The 15036-nt window shown below is 30.8% G+C and carries 20 protein-coding genes; 9 read left to right on the top strand and 11 right to left on the bottom strand.

Annotated elements, in window-relative coordinates:
* Positions 1–156: 156 nt before the first annotated feature.
* Together H526_RS0126910 and H526_RS0126905 are read left to right on the top strand one after the other, a co-directional pair.
* Positions 157–429 (top strand): acylphosphatase, encoded by a 273-nt coding sequence (locus H526_RS0126910; protein WP_027395768.1) that lies wholly within the window; start codon positions 157–159, stop codon positions 427–429.
* Between the two features lie 179 nt (positions 430–608).
* Positions 609–1487 carry a sterol desaturase family protein gene (locus tag H526_RS0126905; RefSeq protein ID WP_027395767.1) on the top strand — a complete coding sequence of 293 codons (879 nt, stop codon included), beginning with the start codon at positions 609–611 and terminating at the stop codon, positions 1485–1487.
* A 119-nt stretch (positions 1488–1606) separates the two neighbouring features.
* Here H526_RS0126905 and hpf read toward each other — a convergent pair whose 3' ends face one another.
* From hpf to H526_RS0126890, 3 genes are all read right to left on the bottom strand, one after another.
* Complete coding sequence (gene hpf / locus H526_RS0126900) at positions 1607–1909, bottom strand: ribosome hibernation-promoting factor, HPF/YfiA family (protein ID WP_027395766.1); 303 nt, start codon at positions 1907–1909, stop codon at positions 1607–1609.
* Between the two features lie 12 nt (positions 1910–1921).
* Positions 1922–2518 carry a flavodoxin family protein gene (locus tag H526_RS0126895; RefSeq protein ID WP_027395765.1) on the bottom strand — a complete coding sequence of 199 codons (597 nt, stop codon included), beginning with the start codon at positions 2516–2518 and terminating at the stop codon, positions 1922–1924.
* A 112-nt stretch (positions 2519–2630) separates the two neighbouring features.
* On the bottom strand, positions 2631–3017 hold the full coding sequence (locus tag H526_RS0126890; RefSeq protein WP_027395764.1) for a hypothetical protein: 387 nt from the start codon (positions 3015–3017) through the stop codon (positions 2631–2633).
* A 254-nt stretch (positions 3018–3271) separates the two neighbouring features.
* Between H526_RS0126890 and H526_RS0126885 the strand changes: the two genes are divergently transcribed.
* Positions 3272–4069, top strand: a complete 798-nt coding sequence (locus H526_RS0126885) for a DUF6544 family protein (protein WP_027395763.1) — start codon at positions 3272–3274, stop codon at positions 4067–4069.
* 80 nt (positions 4070–4149) lie between these two features.
* Here H526_RS0126885 and H526_RS0126880 read toward each other — a convergent pair whose 3' ends face one another.
* Genes H526_RS0126880 through H526_RS0126865 form a run of 4 tightly spaced genes read right to left on the bottom strand, consistent with a single transcriptional unit; the run spans position 4150 to position 7193 of the window.
* On the bottom strand, positions 4150–4638 hold the full coding sequence (locus H526_RS0126880; protein ID WP_027395762.1) for a hypothetical protein: 489 nt from the start codon (positions 4636–4638) through the stop codon (positions 4150–4152).
* A 16-nt stretch (positions 4639–4654) separates the two neighbouring features.
* Positions 4655–5632 carry an MlaD family protein gene (locus H526_RS0126875; RefSeq protein ID WP_027395761.1) on the bottom strand — a complete coding sequence of 326 codons (978 nt, stop codon included), beginning with the start codon at positions 5630–5632 and terminating at the stop codon, positions 4655–4657.
* 21 nt (positions 5633–5653) lie between these two features.
* Positions 5654–6406, bottom strand: coding sequence for an ABC transporter ATP-binding protein (locus tag H526_RS0126870; protein ID WP_027395760.1), 753 nt, complete (start codon positions 6404–6406; stop codon positions 5654–5656).
* A 4-nt stretch (positions 6407–6410) separates the two neighbouring features.
* On the bottom strand, positions 6411–7193 hold the full coding sequence (locus H526_RS0126865) for an MlaE family ABC transporter permease (protein ID WP_027395759.1): 783 nt from the start codon (positions 7191–7193) through the stop codon (positions 6411–6413).
* A gap of 146 nt (positions 7194–7339) precedes the next feature.
* Here H526_RS0126865 and H526_RS0126860 point away from each other — a divergent pair, with 146 nt between their 5' ends.
* From H526_RS0126860 to H526_RS30315, 3 genes are read left to right on the top strand one after another with little or no spacing between them, the layout of a single operon-like run.
* A complete protein-coding gene (locus H526_RS0126860; RefSeq protein WP_027395758.1) occupies positions 7340–7612 on the top strand; it encodes a heavy-metal-associated domain-containing protein in 273 nt (90 codons plus the stop codon).
* 19 nt (positions 7613–7631) lie between these two features.
* Positions 7632–7817, top strand: coding sequence for a hypothetical protein (locus tag H526_RS0126855; RefSeq protein ID WP_027395757.1), 186 nt, complete (start codon positions 7632–7634; stop codon positions 7815–7817).
* A gap of 27 nt (positions 7818–7844) precedes the next feature.
* On the top strand, positions 7845–8600 hold the full coding sequence (locus H526_RS30315; RefSeq protein WP_027395756.1) for a BRO-N domain-containing protein: 756 nt from the start codon (positions 7845–7847) through the stop codon (positions 8598–8600).
* Here H526_RS30315 and H526_RS0126845 read toward each other — a convergent pair.
* Positions 8595–9323: a sulfite exporter TauE/SafE family protein gene (locus H526_RS0126845; protein WP_027395755.1), complete on the bottom strand. Its 729-nt coding sequence runs from the start codon at positions 9321–9323 to the stop codon at positions 8595–8597. The two genes, H526_RS30315 and H526_RS0126845, sit on opposite strands and share 6 nt — an antisense overlap.
* A gap of 189 nt (positions 9324–9512) precedes the next feature.
* Here H526_RS0126845 and H526_RS0126840 point away from each other — a divergent pair, with 189 nt between their 5' ends.
* From H526_RS0126840 to H526_RS0126830, 3 genes are all read left to right on the top strand, one after another.
* Complete coding sequence (locus H526_RS0126840) at positions 9513–10898, top strand: MBL fold metallo-hydrolase (RefSeq protein WP_027395754.1); 1386 nt, start codon at positions 9513–9515, stop codon at positions 10896–10898.
* A gap of 269 nt (positions 10899–11167) precedes the next feature.
* Complete coding sequence (locus H526_RS0126835; protein WP_162144516.1) at positions 11168–11905, top strand: zinc-dependent peptidase; 738 nt, start codon at positions 11168–11170, stop codon at positions 11903–11905.
* 185 nt (positions 11906–12090) lie between these two features.
* Entirely contained in the window at positions 12091–12795 is a 705-nt protein-coding gene (locus H526_RS0126830; protein ID WP_027395752.1) for a Bax inhibitor-1/YccA family protein, read from the top strand.
* Between the two features lie 46 nt (positions 12796–12841).
* Here H526_RS0126830 and H526_RS0126825 read toward each other — a convergent pair whose 3' ends face one another.
* From H526_RS0126825 to rpe, 3 genes are read right to left on the bottom strand one after another with little or no spacing between them, the layout of a single operon-like run.
* Positions 12842–13387, bottom strand: coding sequence for a hypothetical protein (locus tag H526_RS0126825; RefSeq protein WP_027395751.1), 546 nt, complete (start codon positions 13385–13387; stop codon positions 12842–12844).
* Positions 13377–14354: a YpdA family putative bacillithiol disulfide reductase gene (locus H526_RS0126820; protein WP_027395750.1), complete on the bottom strand. Its 978-nt coding sequence runs from the start codon at positions 14352–14354 to the stop codon at positions 13377–13379. Before H526_RS0126820 ends, H526_RS0126825 begins: the two co-directional genes overlap by 11 nt.
* Positions 14354–15013, bottom strand: coding sequence for a ribulose-phosphate 3-epimerase (gene rpe / locus H526_RS0126815; protein WP_027395749.1), 660 nt, complete (start codon positions 15011–15013; stop codon positions 14354–14356). The genes H526_RS0126820 and rpe overlap by 1 nt, the downstream gene beginning before the upstream one ends.
* Positions 15014–15036 lie beyond the last annotated feature (23 nt).

Here is a 15036-nt window from a genome sequence, read left to right as displayed (position 1 = left end):
TAGAAGATGTTTAGATTAATTAATATGATAATTCTCATACTTACAATTCGTGATAGTTTTATTATCATGCATATTTATAAGAATAGTTAAATGTTTTATAGTTGTTTCGAACTTTAGGTATATTGTATAATATTGAAGTTTTAATGACAAAGTAATATGGTCAAACATTATAATATAGTTGTAAAAGGAAAAGTACAAGGAGTTTGGTACAGAAAAAGTACCTTAGAAAAAGCGTGGGAATTAGATGTAAGAGGAATTGTAAAGAATATGTCTGATGGTAATGTTTATATAGAGGTTGAAGGGAATAAGACACAACTAAAAACATTCTTAGATTGGTGTGGTAAAGGACCAGAATTGGCTGAAGTTACTGATGTTTCTATAGAAGAAGGTGATGTTTTACCTTATACAATGTTTGAAATTCGTTATTAGTTTTTATAAAGATGGTTTTTCTGTATTTATATATTGTAACATAAGTTACTGAAAGAAGTATTCACTTTTTATATTTTTAAGCTGTGAAATTATTTCGTTGATTAGATGAGGTAGGAAAAGAAATGTTTTAATGTTTTAGACGACAGAATAGTATCCGTTATTCTATAAAATTTTATGCTATGGAGAAGTATATCAATGCCTTTATTGATGCTTTTATCAATAATATCCAGTGGACCTGGAATTCAATACTATTAGAAGTGCCTTGGTATACAAATTATTTTTGGGGTCTGATAGTAATTTCATTGCTGGTTTGGAGTTTGGAAGTACTATTTCCTTGGAGAAAAGAACAGTCTGTTTTTAGAAAAGATTTTTGGTTAGATGGGTTTTATATGTTCTTCAATTTTTTCGTTTTTGCGATTGTAATTAGTGGGTTCTATCAACTTATTGCAGTGTTTTTCGCAGATGTTGGAATATCAGCTAAAAGTTTGACACTTTTAGACATTTCTGATTTACCAATGTGGGGACAATTAATTGTCTTTTTTATCATCTTGGATTTTGTTCAGTGGTTTACCCATGTGCTACTTCACAAATATCCCTTTCTTTGGAGATTTCATAAGATTCATCATTCAGTCAAGGAAATGGGTTTTGCAGCTCATCTTAGATATCATTGGATGGAAAATATATTTTATAAACCTTTGAAAACTATTGGAGTAATGATTCTAGGAGGTTTTGAACCGGAGCAAGCCTATATTGTACATTTCGTAGCTATTACTATAGGGCATTTTAATCACGCAAATATTAAAATTACTTGGGGACCTATGAAGTATATTTTAAATAATCCAGTTATGCATTTATACCATCACTCTTATGCACTACCAAAAGATTCCTATGGTGTTAACTTTGGAATTAGTTTGAGTGTATGGGATTATATTTTTAAAACGAATTACATACCGGAGAATAGTGGTACTATCGAAATCGGTTTTCCCGGAGATGAAAAAGTGCCTAAAAACTTTTTTGGACAACTTTTATATGGTTTTTGGAAATCAAAACCGAAGTAATGAAAGTGAAAAATACCATCGGTTTTTGAGTTTGAATTTATAATTTCTTTATCGTATCAAGATATAGAGAAGGGTATTAAGGCTCTCCTTAATACCCTCTATGAATTTCTAATAAATATTTAGATATATGGTTTCATCTCTTGCTTTCTCTTTTTGAGTTGTTTTTCTAGATCGCTAATTGTTTCTTTAACAGCTAATTCAAAATTCTTCTCGTTAGATGTAGCGAATATTTTTGGACCTGATAAACTTAATTCAACATCACATATTTTTCCATTTCCTTTGGGATCGTTTTCTTTTTTGAAAAATACATCTGATTTAATGATCCAATCATATTTTTTATATAATTTTTCTAATTTTTCTTGTACATAACCTTCCATATATTCACTTGTTGGCATTTGTACGAACTGAATGTTTGTTTTCATAAGTAAGTAATTTTAGTTTTTAATTTTTTTAGCAATTTCTTTTCCAAAAGTATTTGCCATTTCTACAGCAATCTTAATGTTAGATCTTTTCGATTTTGATTCGTTATTAGGTTTCATTAGCCAAAATTCTCTGGATCCCATTAATTTTGCTCCTCTTTTTTTTATTAATTCTTCGAGTATTCGTTGTGATCTTTTTGTTGCACCACTCCCTAAAGTAATTGCAACCACTTTTTTTTCTTTTAGATGATTACTGTTATTAATGTATTCTTTTATAGCCTTATCAGGAGCCCAGTTGTAAGTGTTTGAGCAAAATACGTAAAGATCAAATTGTTCTTTTTCCTTTATTTCTGATGTAGAAGTTACAGTTGATAATGTTGATAACCATCCATTTTCAGCTAGGCCTTTAGCAAAGGACCGACTAATCTTTTCGTCTAGGTTGTAAATTGGATCAGGATCATAAATGATTAGTGCTTTATATTCATTGGTAGATGAGCCTATAAATGATATTCTTTTTGCTCCTTTTTTTCTTACAACAATGGAAAGAGTCATCCAAATTGCTAATATCAATCCTATTACCAATAATAAGTTATTCATTTTTTTTCTTTTCATTAATAAGATGCTTTAGTTGGCACTCAAAGTATAAGATTTTTAGTAGGCTATAGTTTTTCTTTATCTTTTGATTTCTTCAGCTTTTTATGTGCGTACTTGCGTTTTTATACTATTAATATGGTACTAATTGATAGGATATGTTGAGTAAGAAAATTCCAATTAAGAATAATAAAACATATAATATTTGCACTAGCTTTATGTTAATGAATTCTAGCCACTTTGTAGTTCCTTCAGGAAAAATAAATAGTGCTAATCCTATCCCTAATGAAATCCAACCTATAGCGGTGATTATAAATTTCCAATTTGGTTCCCATATGTTATGAAAAAGAATATTGAGTAATCCAATAATGATAGCTATAAAAGAGGTAGTTATCAAGAATTTTTGATCTTTCAGATTTTCAAAAACTTGTTTTATACGAGTGGTATTAAAACTTAGTATAAGAAAGAATATGAGAAGATACCATCCCCAGAATTTAGCTAAAAAAATTGATACGTCCATAACTATAGTGATCTTTAAATTTATTTCAAAAATAATGGCTCTCTTTGTTTTTAAATATGATAAATGTCATTCCAAAACATTGTGTTTTCTATGAAATTTGGATAGTTGTAATTCGGATAATAAGTTTAATATTTTAAATAATTAAATGAGGAACAGTGATTATCCTTATTGGAAGTTATACTTGATTTAAATTTTACAAATCAGACAGGTCGAATCATAAAATAGACTGTGATAGTATTTAAAAAATAGGAAAAATGGTTTTATGGATAATAGGTGGATTCTTGATAATATTAATATTAGTAGGTGTAATTGGTTTTTTGTTATTTAATAATAATGTAGAACAAGAAAAAGCAGTTCTCCTTGGTCTTAATAATAAGTCTAATGTAAAGATTTCATTAGAGGATATGAATGGACTTCCTGATTTGGTAAAAAATTATTTGATTAAAGTAGGAGTGTTGGGAAAACCAAAATATTGCAATGTCGTATTCAATCAAGCTGGTAAAATCAGAGCCGGTATAGATAAGAAATGGAGAAGCTTTACAGCTGTTCAATATATGTCTTCAGTTAATTATGGGTTTATCTGGAAAGCAAAAAGTTTTCCAATACTTATCAGAGATAAGAGCATAAATAATAAGGGAGAAGTGAAAGTTAGTTTTTTTGGTTTTAAAAATATAGCTCGGTTCTTTGGTCGAGAAGTAGATCAGAGTTCTTTAGCGAGGTACTTAGGAGAATTGATATGGTTTCCTGTTGGATTTTTGGATTCTGATATTTCATGGGAAACTATAAGCACTAGGAGTGTAAAGGCTATTATGGTAAAAGGAAATCTTACTATTGAAGGGTTTTTCTTTTTTGCTGAGAACGGTTTAATAGATCATTTCGAAACTAAAAGATATAGAGATACTATTCTAGAAAATTTTATAGGAGAAATAGGAGCGTATAAAAGTTATGATGGGTTCTTACTTCCTAATTCGATGACAGGAATTTGGAATATTAATGGACAGAAGTTAGAATATTTTAAAGCAAAGATTTCAAGATATGAGATCTTAACATAAGATTAATTGGTAAATTGTTTTAACCCGCTTTATTTCATAGCTTTTACTGAATTATTATATCACCCTCTTTTTATAAGATATCAATAACCAACCTTGCTTTTAACAGAAGGTACTTCCCAACGTATCATTTCTTTCAGAAATTCATCGACCTTTTCGATAATCAATTTTTCGGATATTGTTTCTGGGGTATAGGTACCTAATTCTACTACATTGTTTTCTTTGGGTAGGTTTTCAATTTCAGGAAATAACATGAAAATATAAATATCGCCGTTATATGATTGAGAAAAAATCAATGCTCCACCTGGTAAGAATTGATATGCAGGAATCAAATTAGTACAATCTATTAATTCATTAGGGAAGGAGTCAAAAGTAATGTTGATAGCTTCATTATTATGAATCCAACTTAATTCTTGTACTTTCCATCCAATATCGTATAGTTTTACTATAGTTTTTAGTGTTTTGATGAGTAGACCTTTTGTCTTTGTTTTCCAAAGTAACCTTTTGTCTACAACAGTTTTAATTGAGGTTCTATAGTCATTTACGTGTTCTTCGAGATGTTCAATTTTCATAATACAAGTTTTTGATTTAATTGTCTTTTTTCTTTTCTTCCTTTTCGAGTTTTTTAAAATACCCTCTAAAAAAGAAATTGTGTTTTAGCGCCTCCATATTTTGGTTAAAAAGATCTGTTCCTTCTTTTATATTATTAATCGTTGTATCTATATTTTTAACTAAAGATTCGTCTTCTGTTAAATAATGCAGAGCTCCTTTTCCGGAAACTACATTCGTTAAGGCAGAATCAAGATTTTTAGTAACCTTATTAATGTCAAAACTTGATTGCTCTAAATTAGAAACAATCGTTTTCATTTTTTTTCCAGATATACTATCGGATAATAAAACACCGGCTACACTTTCATTTTTGTTGATAGAAGAAATTATTTGATTAAGCTCGCTAATTGCATTTGAAGCTCCAGAACTGGTTTTTTTTAATTGAAAAATTGTTTGTTTAAGGTCTTGAGCCATTGTCGAATCATTTATTAATAAGCCTAGTGTACCTTTACCATCGATAATCTCGGTGGTTATTTTTAATAAATCTGCGGTTAATAGGGCAGCATTTTCATTGGTAACATTTAATGTTGTAAGCATATCATCTGAACCAATTCTGCTATATGATTGTATTGTGTCTCCAGAAGTAATTGATGATAATTTACTTTCTCTTGGAATAATATTTATGATCATATTACCAACTAAACCGTCGGAACCAATAGTAGCTACAGCGTCTTTTTTAATATGTTTCTTAATATTCTCTTGTATCATCATCTCAACTATAATCTGATAATCACTTATTATTTCAATTTTACTTACGGTACCGACATTTATACCAGAATACCTAACATTATTCCCTATCTCTAAACCGTTAACATTGGCAAATTGGGATAGGACCTTAATATTGCTACTAAAGAGATGTTGTTTATTTCCTATAAAATAAAGTGCAGTTACCAGTAATAATGTACCTAGTACTATAAAAACACCTAGTTTTAATTTTTGTGAAACTGATTTTTGCATAACGTTTGGTTTGATTTGTACTTAATGTTTAAAAAAAGCTTTTACCTGAGGATCATTTGATTGTATTAATTCTTGATATGTTCCTTCTGCATAATTGATTCCATCTACTAATAGAATTATCCTGTTAGAAATTACCCTAGCGCAGTCTACATCATGTGTTATTATCAGAGATGATGTTTTATATTTCTTCTGAATGTTTCTCATTAATTGAATAATTTCTTTTGCCGTAATAGGATCTAATCCAGTTGTAGGTTCATCGTATAAAATGATTTTTGGTTTTAAAATTAGAGCTCTTGCCAAAGCAATACGTCTTTGCATACCACCAGAAAGTTCAGAAGGCATAAGATCTATAGCCTCTACTAAACCTACGTTTTCTAATGCTTCGATAATTAGATCTTCTGTGGTTTCTTTCATCTTTAATTTTTCTTTATGTCTACGTAATGGAAATTCCAAATTTTCTCTTACAGTCATTGAGTCATATAAGGCGCTTCCTTGGAATAAAAAACCTATTTCTGTTCGTAGTAGATCTAGTTCATTTTGACCCAAGACGGTGATATCCTGATTTTTAATTTTAATACTTCCTTTATCTGCCTGCATTAAACCGACCAGGCATTTAATCATTACAGACTTACCTGAACCCGATTTACCCATAACTACCAAATTCTCTTCTTCGAATAGCTGTAAGCTGAATCCGTTTAAAACATTATTGCTGCCAAAACTTTTCTGTAACTCTTTAAGTTCTAAAATCGGGAATTTATTTACTTGTTTTTTCATCATATTAGATTTCAAAAAATATATCAGATACAAATACCGCTATAAAGTCAATAATAAATAACAGCATGGAAGTGTATACCACTGCTGAGTTAGATGCCTCTCCAACACCAGCAGTTCCTTTTTTACAATGATACCCTTTATAGCACCCTACAAGTCCTATGACAAAACCGAAAAAGAAAGATTTTATCGTAGCAGGGATGATATCACTGAATTTTATCGCATCAAAAACTTGATTAAAATACAATTGATAAGAAACAGCACCTTTTATGTTTTCTATTATAGCTGATCCAAATAACGCAATAGCATCTCCAAAAATAATCAGTAACGGAAGCATTAAGGTTGTTGCGGTTATACGTGTTACTACTAAATATTTAAAAGGGTTTGTTCCAGATACTTCCATTGCATCGATTTGTTCAGTAACTTTCATGGATCCTATTTCCGCACCCATTCCGGAACCTATGCGTCCTGCGCATATCAGAGCTGTAATTACAGGACCAATTTCTCTAACGATTGATATTCCAACCATAGAAGGCATCCAAGATTCTGCCCCAAACTCCATTAGCGTAGGTCTAGATTGTAATGTAAAAACTAATCCTAGAATGAACCCTGTTACACCAACCAATAATAAAGACCGATTGCCTATATGATAACATTGACGCAGTAATTCTTGAAATTCAAACGGCTTACTGAATACTTCTTTAAAAAATCGAAATGAAAAATATGATAAGTCACCAATTTCTATAAAAAAAGCTTTTACTCTTCCTACTATTCTAAGGGATTTTGTCATAGAGTTAGTACTAAATTTTTTATAAAGATAGATTTGCAGTTTTTGATTAAAAATGATATTAATCAGATTTATCTACGTTAAAGACTGATAATTATCATAGTAAAAAAACACCTGTGTCTTTATTTTTATGTTTTTAAAATTTGATTATGAAAACAACAGTAAAAATTCAAAATTTGAAGTGTAGTGGTTGTGAGAGTACAATTGCAAAAAAACTACATACTCTAGAAGGAATTAAAGAGATATCTGTTAATACTGATACTTGTACAGTGTCTTTTAATTATGATACTGATGATGGTATAGAAACTGTACAGAAAGAACTAACTAAACTTGGATATCCACTGGTTAATGATAGCAACAATTTAGGTAGAAAAGCTAAATCTTATGTGAGTTGTGCTATTGGGAGAATGCAAAAAAGTTAAAATTATAAAACACATTATAATGAAAGAAAGAGTACAAAAAAATGCCTCATCTAATACTGTTTATGGTTTAGGAATTATTGGTGCATTAATATATTATGTAAGTCAGGCAACAAGCTTTTGGGTAGGTATAATAGGTGTTCTTAAAGCATTTGTTTGGCCAGCTTTTCTTGTTTATGAATTACTTTCATATGTAAATGCCTCTTAAGAAAAATTAATTATACAATATTTGGATATGAATACGCAAATCACCAAGAAAAGAAATACGACTTACTTCCAGAAACTCGGATCTATAGAAATTGATGGTCAAGTTTGGTTTGTTATGAAGGATGTTAGCATTCTTATGGGCATTTTTGATCCAATAGATACTTGGAATTCTTTGGATCCCGAAGATCGTTTTGCTACGGAGGTTTATAAAGATGGACAAATGCAAATGGTAAATTTGATATCAGAAAGTGCTTTATATGAGTTAATTTTTAGTAATGACTCTAAAAGTGCTAAAAAGTTTAAAAAATGGGTCACTAATGAGGTATTGCCACTTATTAGAGTTAGAGGTTACTATCATACTAAACGATTAGAAATCCCTAATTTTGTAATTAGATTCAATGACAATTGGGATCGAGTAGCACCTGGTCATTTTTCTGTTTTGAGTGAGCTTTTTATAAGATTGTATGGACGTTTTGAAAAAGAAGGGTATATTTTACCAAATTATGCTTTAGATGGAAAAGAGATACGACCAGATATTAGTGTGGCGATTCATTTCGATAAATATTTAGAAGAAAAGTTTCCACAATATAATCGCGAATATAAAATGTATATGCATAGACTGCCTAGTGGTTTGGAAGTAGAGGTGAAACAGTATAAGAATCATTTGTTGCCAATATTTATTAATTTTATTGATAATTATTGGTTAAAAGAATATGCTGAAGAGTATTTTGAAAAACGTGATAGTAAAGCTTTAGAGTATCTTCCTAAACTTTTAAAATCATAAATTAACAATGATACTTACTATTCCTATTGCCAATATCAGGAATAACACAAATTTTCGAAATTGTTCTTGGGAAATTTTATTTAATATTTTTTTTCCAATCCAAGTACCTAATATGCTCACTACTATCAGAAAGGGAGTTAAATATAAAACTTCTCTATTCATATAACCATTAAAATAATAGACTATAGTTCTACTAAAGTCTACTCCTAAGTCAATCATTGCGGAAGTGGCAATAAATTTATCTTTGTTCATTTTAAATGCCGCCATGGTAATACCTCTGATCGCTCCTCCTGTGCCTAAAAGCCCAGCACTTAATCCTGATAATGTCCCTCCAATTATAGCATTTTTTGTGGTAGATTTTACTTTAAGCTGTGTAAAAATCAAGAATAGTAAACTCAAACTAATTAAGAAGAAACCAAGAAACCAAGTCAAGATTTTTGGATCAACATATTTACTTAATAATGCACCAATAGAAACAAAAAGAACTGCCGGAATACCTAGTGATATAACTAGCTTTTTATCCAATCCTTTTTTAAATAAAGCAATCTTGGTTACATTACTTGATAGGTGGAATAAAGCAGTTAATCCAAGTACAGATTGAAAGTCTAAGAAGAAATTTGCTACCGGAACAAAAAAAACAGAGGAACCGAATCCGCCTACAGTGCCCAAAATTTCCGAAATGATGGCGAGTATAATAAAAATAGGTAAGTATCGATTGAGCATATAGGAGATAATAAATTTTAAATAAAAGTATGATGAATTATATTAGGTTTTTATGATAAATGTCATTAAGACCAAAATAGCACTGCTTAGAAAAATTCCAATTTGCCTATATAAATAAAAGACTATTATGCGGTATTTTTAATTAATCATACCTTTGAAAAATTATTTGATATTTTATTACTAGGAAAAATGAGAATTGAACAAATGTATACTGGTTGCCTTGCGCAAGGAGCATATTATATTGAGAGTAATGGCGAAGCAGCTATTATAGATCCAATAAGAGAGATAAAACCTTATATAGAGAAATCCAAAGAGGACAATGCGAACATAAAGTATATTTTCGAAACTCATTTTCATGCAGATTTTGTGAGTGGCCATGTCACACTTTCCAAAGAATCTGGAGCACCTATTGTGTATGGTCCTAAAGCTAAAACCTCTTTTGATTCAATTATAGCAACTGATGGACAGGAATTTAAAGTAGGAGACGTGACCATTATAGTATTACATACTCCAGGTCATACGCTAGAAAGCACAACATATTTACTAAAAGATGAAAAGGGAAAGGATCATGCTATTTTTAGTGGAGATACTTTGTTTTTAGGAGATGTAGGAAGACCAGATCTTGCTCAAAAAGGAGCGAATATGACTCAGGAACAATTGGCAGAGATGTTATTTGATAGTTTGCGAACTAAGATTATGCCTTTATCTGATGATGTCATTGTATATCCAGCTCACGGAGCGGGATCGGCTTGTGGAAAAAACATGAGTAAAGAGACAGTAGGGACTCTTGGTGTTCAAAAACAAACGAATTACGCTTTGAGATCTGATATGACTAAAGAAGAGTTTGTAAAAGAGGTTACGGATGGTTTACTTCCTCCACCTTCGTATTTTCCTTTAAATGTAAAAATGAATAAAGAAGGATATGAAGATATCCAGGAAGTTTTAGAGCGCGGTACACGTGAATTGACTTCTGAAAATTTCGAATTGTTAGCAAATGAGACAGGTGCGGTTATTCTAGATGTTCGTCATCAACATGATTATGTAAATGGTCACGTACCAAGATCTATTTTTATAGGTTTGGATGGAGGTTTTGCGCCTTGGGTCGGAGCTTTGATTGGAGATGTAAAGCAACCAATATTATTGATAACACCTAAAGGAAGAGAAGAGGAGACAGTAACCAGACTTTCTAGAGTAGGATTTGATAATACTTTAGGGTATTTAAAAGGAAGTTTTGAAGCTTGGCAAGAAGAAGGGAGAGAAATAGATACTTTAGATTCTATTCCTGCAGATGCTTTTAAGAACCTACTAACAGATACTACTCCTGTTTTTGATGTTAGAAAACAGAATGAATTTTCTGCCGCTCATATAGAGGGAGCTAACAATACTCCGCTTGATTTGATAAATAATCACTTTAATGAATTTCCAAGGGATACAACTTTTTATGTTCATTGTGCAGGAGGATATCGTTCTGTGATAGCCGCTTCTATTTTAAAGAGTAGAGGAATACACAATTTGGTGGATGTCGCTGGTGGTTTTAAATCAATTAAGGAAGCAGGAATACAAACTATCATATAGGGTTTTTCTTTGAATATATAATGATTGTTTCTTAGTAGGTTGTAATACTATGTAGGCTAGATTAACGTTTTAGTAGTTGATTTAACAGAGTTTTTATTTCAAAACCACTATTTTGTAACCTAATAAACCTACTTATCCTTTTTTTGAACTTTTACTTATTATATATAATATCCCCTCAGGAGGTGCCTCAACCAGGGATTCCAAAATTTTTGGGAGTCCTATTGACAATTGGTATTGTCTCCATATGTATTTATTATATCTCTCGATATTTGGAAACAGTTTATGCTAAGAGGTATAAGAAGCCTTTTTTTGTGCATTTTTATTTGAATTATAAAAAATTACCTCCAAATCTAGTATCTTTTTTAATTACTAATACGTTTTATGACCAATTAGATAAACGAAGAAAAAAGTATTTTGAGCATCGTGTAATGAGGTTTTTGGAAACAACGAAGTTTGTTGGAAGAGAGGGACTGATTGTCGATGATGATAAGCGTATGCAAATTGCGATAATGGTTATTCAATTAACCTTTGGGATGCGTAATTATTTATTAGAATATGTGGAGACCATTATCTTATATCCATCTAGTTATTATTCGATACTTAATAAAACAGAAAACAATGGTGAGTTTAATCCAAGATCTAAGGCATTGGCATTATCTTGGGAACATTTTACTATTGGAAACTTACATCAAGAAGATGGAATTAATCTTGGAATACACGAAATTACACATGCGATTCATTACTGTTCATTAAAGAGTAACAATATTAGCTCAGAGATATTTCATGATACTTTTTTAGAACTAGAAAAACACTTGTCTTCTGTAGAATTACGTAATAAAATTATTGATTCCAAGATATTAAGAGAGTATGCATTTACCGATAAATTCGAATTTATTGCAGTACTAGTAGAAGTTTTTATGGAATCTCCAGAAAAGCTAAAGAAGCAATTTCCTGATATTTATACGTATGTAAGTCGGATGCTAAATTTCAAATATTTTAAAGTTTAAATGCTGGTGTTTAATTAGTGTAATCACCTATAGATAGGTTTGTAATTATTTGTTTTTCAGGTATCTATTCGTTTTTATTGAAAAAACACAGAAAATGAAGGTAACATTTTACAACACTATGATACTTATATTAAATGATAAAACTATATTTATCTAACTAAACAGTTAAATCTAAAATGAATAATATGGAAGAGTTTCAGCAAGTAGCACCTGTAGTAAGTTCACTTACTGATGAAAAAAGAGTAGCTTTTTATAAAAAGACGTATACGCATTTGGCAATGGCAGTATTGTTATTTGTGATTGTAGAATGGGTGTTTTTTCAGATTGAACCTTTGGTAAATTTTGCATTTTCAATGACACAAGGATGGAGATGGATGATCATGTTAGGAGGTTTTATGTTGGCAACAAATTATGCCGAGAAAATGGCTCACAAAACACATGATATCAATAAGCAGTATTTAGGACTGCTTCTTTATGTAGTAGCAGAAGCTTTTATTTTTATTCCTTTAATAGGAATAGCAATGATGATTGCCGAGAATGGAGGAGCTAATATATTAAATCAAGCTGCGATATTAACGTTGGCATTGTTTACAGGACTATCAGGAGTGGTATTGTTAACTAAAAAAGATTTTTCTTTCTTAAAATCTATGTTGACAATTGGTTTCTTTATAGCATTAGGACTTATTATTGCTGGATTATTATTTGGATTTAATCTTGGATTATGGTTTAGTGTAGGGATGGTAGTATTGGCATCTGGTTCCATCTTGTATCAAACTTCTAATATGGTACATAAATACTCAGAAGATCAATATGTGGGTGCTTCTCTAGGATTGTTTGCTTCTCTAATGCTATTGTTTTGGTATATCTTAAGTATCCTATCAAACGATTAATTTATTATATAAATTAAAGTAATAACAAATAAAAAAGCTCTCTGATTTAGAGAGCTTTTTTATTTGTTATTACCTCTAATCGCTTCTTTTGGCGTTCATGATGTCTCATATGTATTTCTATAAGAGAAAACCATTCCGAAGCATTGATCATCCCAAAGAATGGGTGGTGATGTTTTAAAGATTTATCAGAATGTTTGATTAACGGTTCTTTAGATAACGTTTCTGCGATGAATTCTTTGAATTTATTTTCTAAAGCTTCTCTTTCTAAAACTTTAGGAGTGAAATCTGATACAATTTTGGCAGGAAAAGATTCCATTTTTATAGTGCGAGAAGGAACAATACTTAAATCAAATATTAGGTAGGCAATACTGTTTTTTCTTTTTCCTTTTTTAATATCACCCTCAATACATTTTTGAAAATTGGGGAGCTGATATGTTTTTGCTACGCGAATAATATGATCGTATAATTCTGCAAGGCACCATTGATTGGTTAATGGTTTGTGATACAATTTTTCAGTACTATAACTTTGAAGGTCACTATGCCATTTTTCAGACCTTCTTTTAAAAGTGATTATAGGATCTTTATGAAACACTTGATTGATTAGAAATGATATGTTTTATAATAGTTTTTGCATGTATTCTGGAGTTTTCTATAAACCAAACATGAGTATCCATTCCTCCACAGATAACACCAGCTAAATATAATCCACTAATGTTTGATTCCATAGTTTGGTCATCATATTTAGGATGTTTTTTCTCATCATCAGAAAGCTGGATTCCAATTTTCTGTAGAAAATCAAAATTTGGAGTATATCCTGTTAATGCTAAGACATAATCATTTGGGATACGAACTTTTTCTTCGGGTGTATTTATAATGATATGTTGAGGCAATATTTCGTTTACCGTACTATTAAAAAAGACATTAATACTCCCTTCGGAAATCCTATTTTCAATATCAGGTTTTACCCAGTATTTTACTCTATTTCCGATTTCTGGTGATCGTATAATCATGGTTACATCAGCACCTTTCCGATAGCACTCTAAAGCGGCATCCACTGCAGAATTACTAGCACCAACAACGACTAATTTTTGTTTTGCGAAAAAATGTGGGTCTTTATAATAGTGAGACACTTTTGGTAAATCTTCTCCCGGAACATTAATTGTATTAGGAATATCATAAAAACCAGTTGCAACAATAACTTGATTTGCTGTATAGTTCTGTTTTTCGGTGTCTATAAAAAACGTTTTATTCTCTTTCTTTACGGTATTTACTTTTTCAAAAAGATGAATATTTATATCATTAGAAGTTACAATTCTTCGATAATATTCTAAAGCTTCATTTCTTTTAGGTTTAGCTTCATTACTTATAAAAGGAATTCCATCGATCTCTAGTTTTTCTGAAGAAGAAAAAAACTGCATATTAATTGGGTAGTTAAAAAGAGAATTTACTATTGGCCCCTTTTCAATAATGAGATAATCTAACCCATTTTTTTTCGCTTCTAGTCCACAGGCAATACCTATTGGACCACCACCAATTACTATAAGATCATAATGTTTCATTAAGCAATCATTTCTTTCAATCCTGTAATGGTTTGGATTGGATCTTCACTTTTAAATACATAACTTCCAGCTACAAGAACATCAGCACCTGCTTCTATAAGTTGTTTAGCATTTTTGTTCGTCACACCTCCATCTATTTCGATCATTGTTTGTGCATTATTACGATCAATGATTTCTTTAAGTTGTTTTACTTTTTTGTAAGTATTTTCTATAAATGACTGTCCACCAAAACCAGGGTTTACGCTCATAATACATACTAAATCAATATCTTTGATAGTATCTTCTAGTAAGCTTACATTGGTATGTGGATTTATTGCGACACCGGCTTTCATTCCTTCAGCTTTTATAGCTTGTAACGTTCTGTGAAGGTGTGTGCAAGCTTCATAATGAACGGTAAGTATATTACTTCCTAAATCAGCAAAGGTTTTTATATACCTGTCTGGATCAACAATCATTAAATGTACATCAATAGTTTTTGTTGCATGTTTTGCAATATCTCTTAATACTGGCATCCCAAAAGAGATGTTCGGGACAAAAACTCCATCCATGATATCAATATGAAACCAATCGGCATCACTGTTGTTGATCATTTCTACATCACGCTGTAAATTAGCAAAATCGGCAGCTAGTACGGAAGGGGCAATTAATTTTGAAGACATAAAATTGTGTTGTTTTCCGCAAA

The sequence above is a fragment of the Aquimarina latercula DSM 2041 genome (assembly GCF_000430645.1).
GTDB lineage: Bacteria > Bacteroidota > Bacteroidia > Flavobacteriales > Flavobacteriaceae > Aquimarina > Aquimarina latercula.
This window is presented reverse-complemented; position numbering and strand designations above follow the sequence as displayed.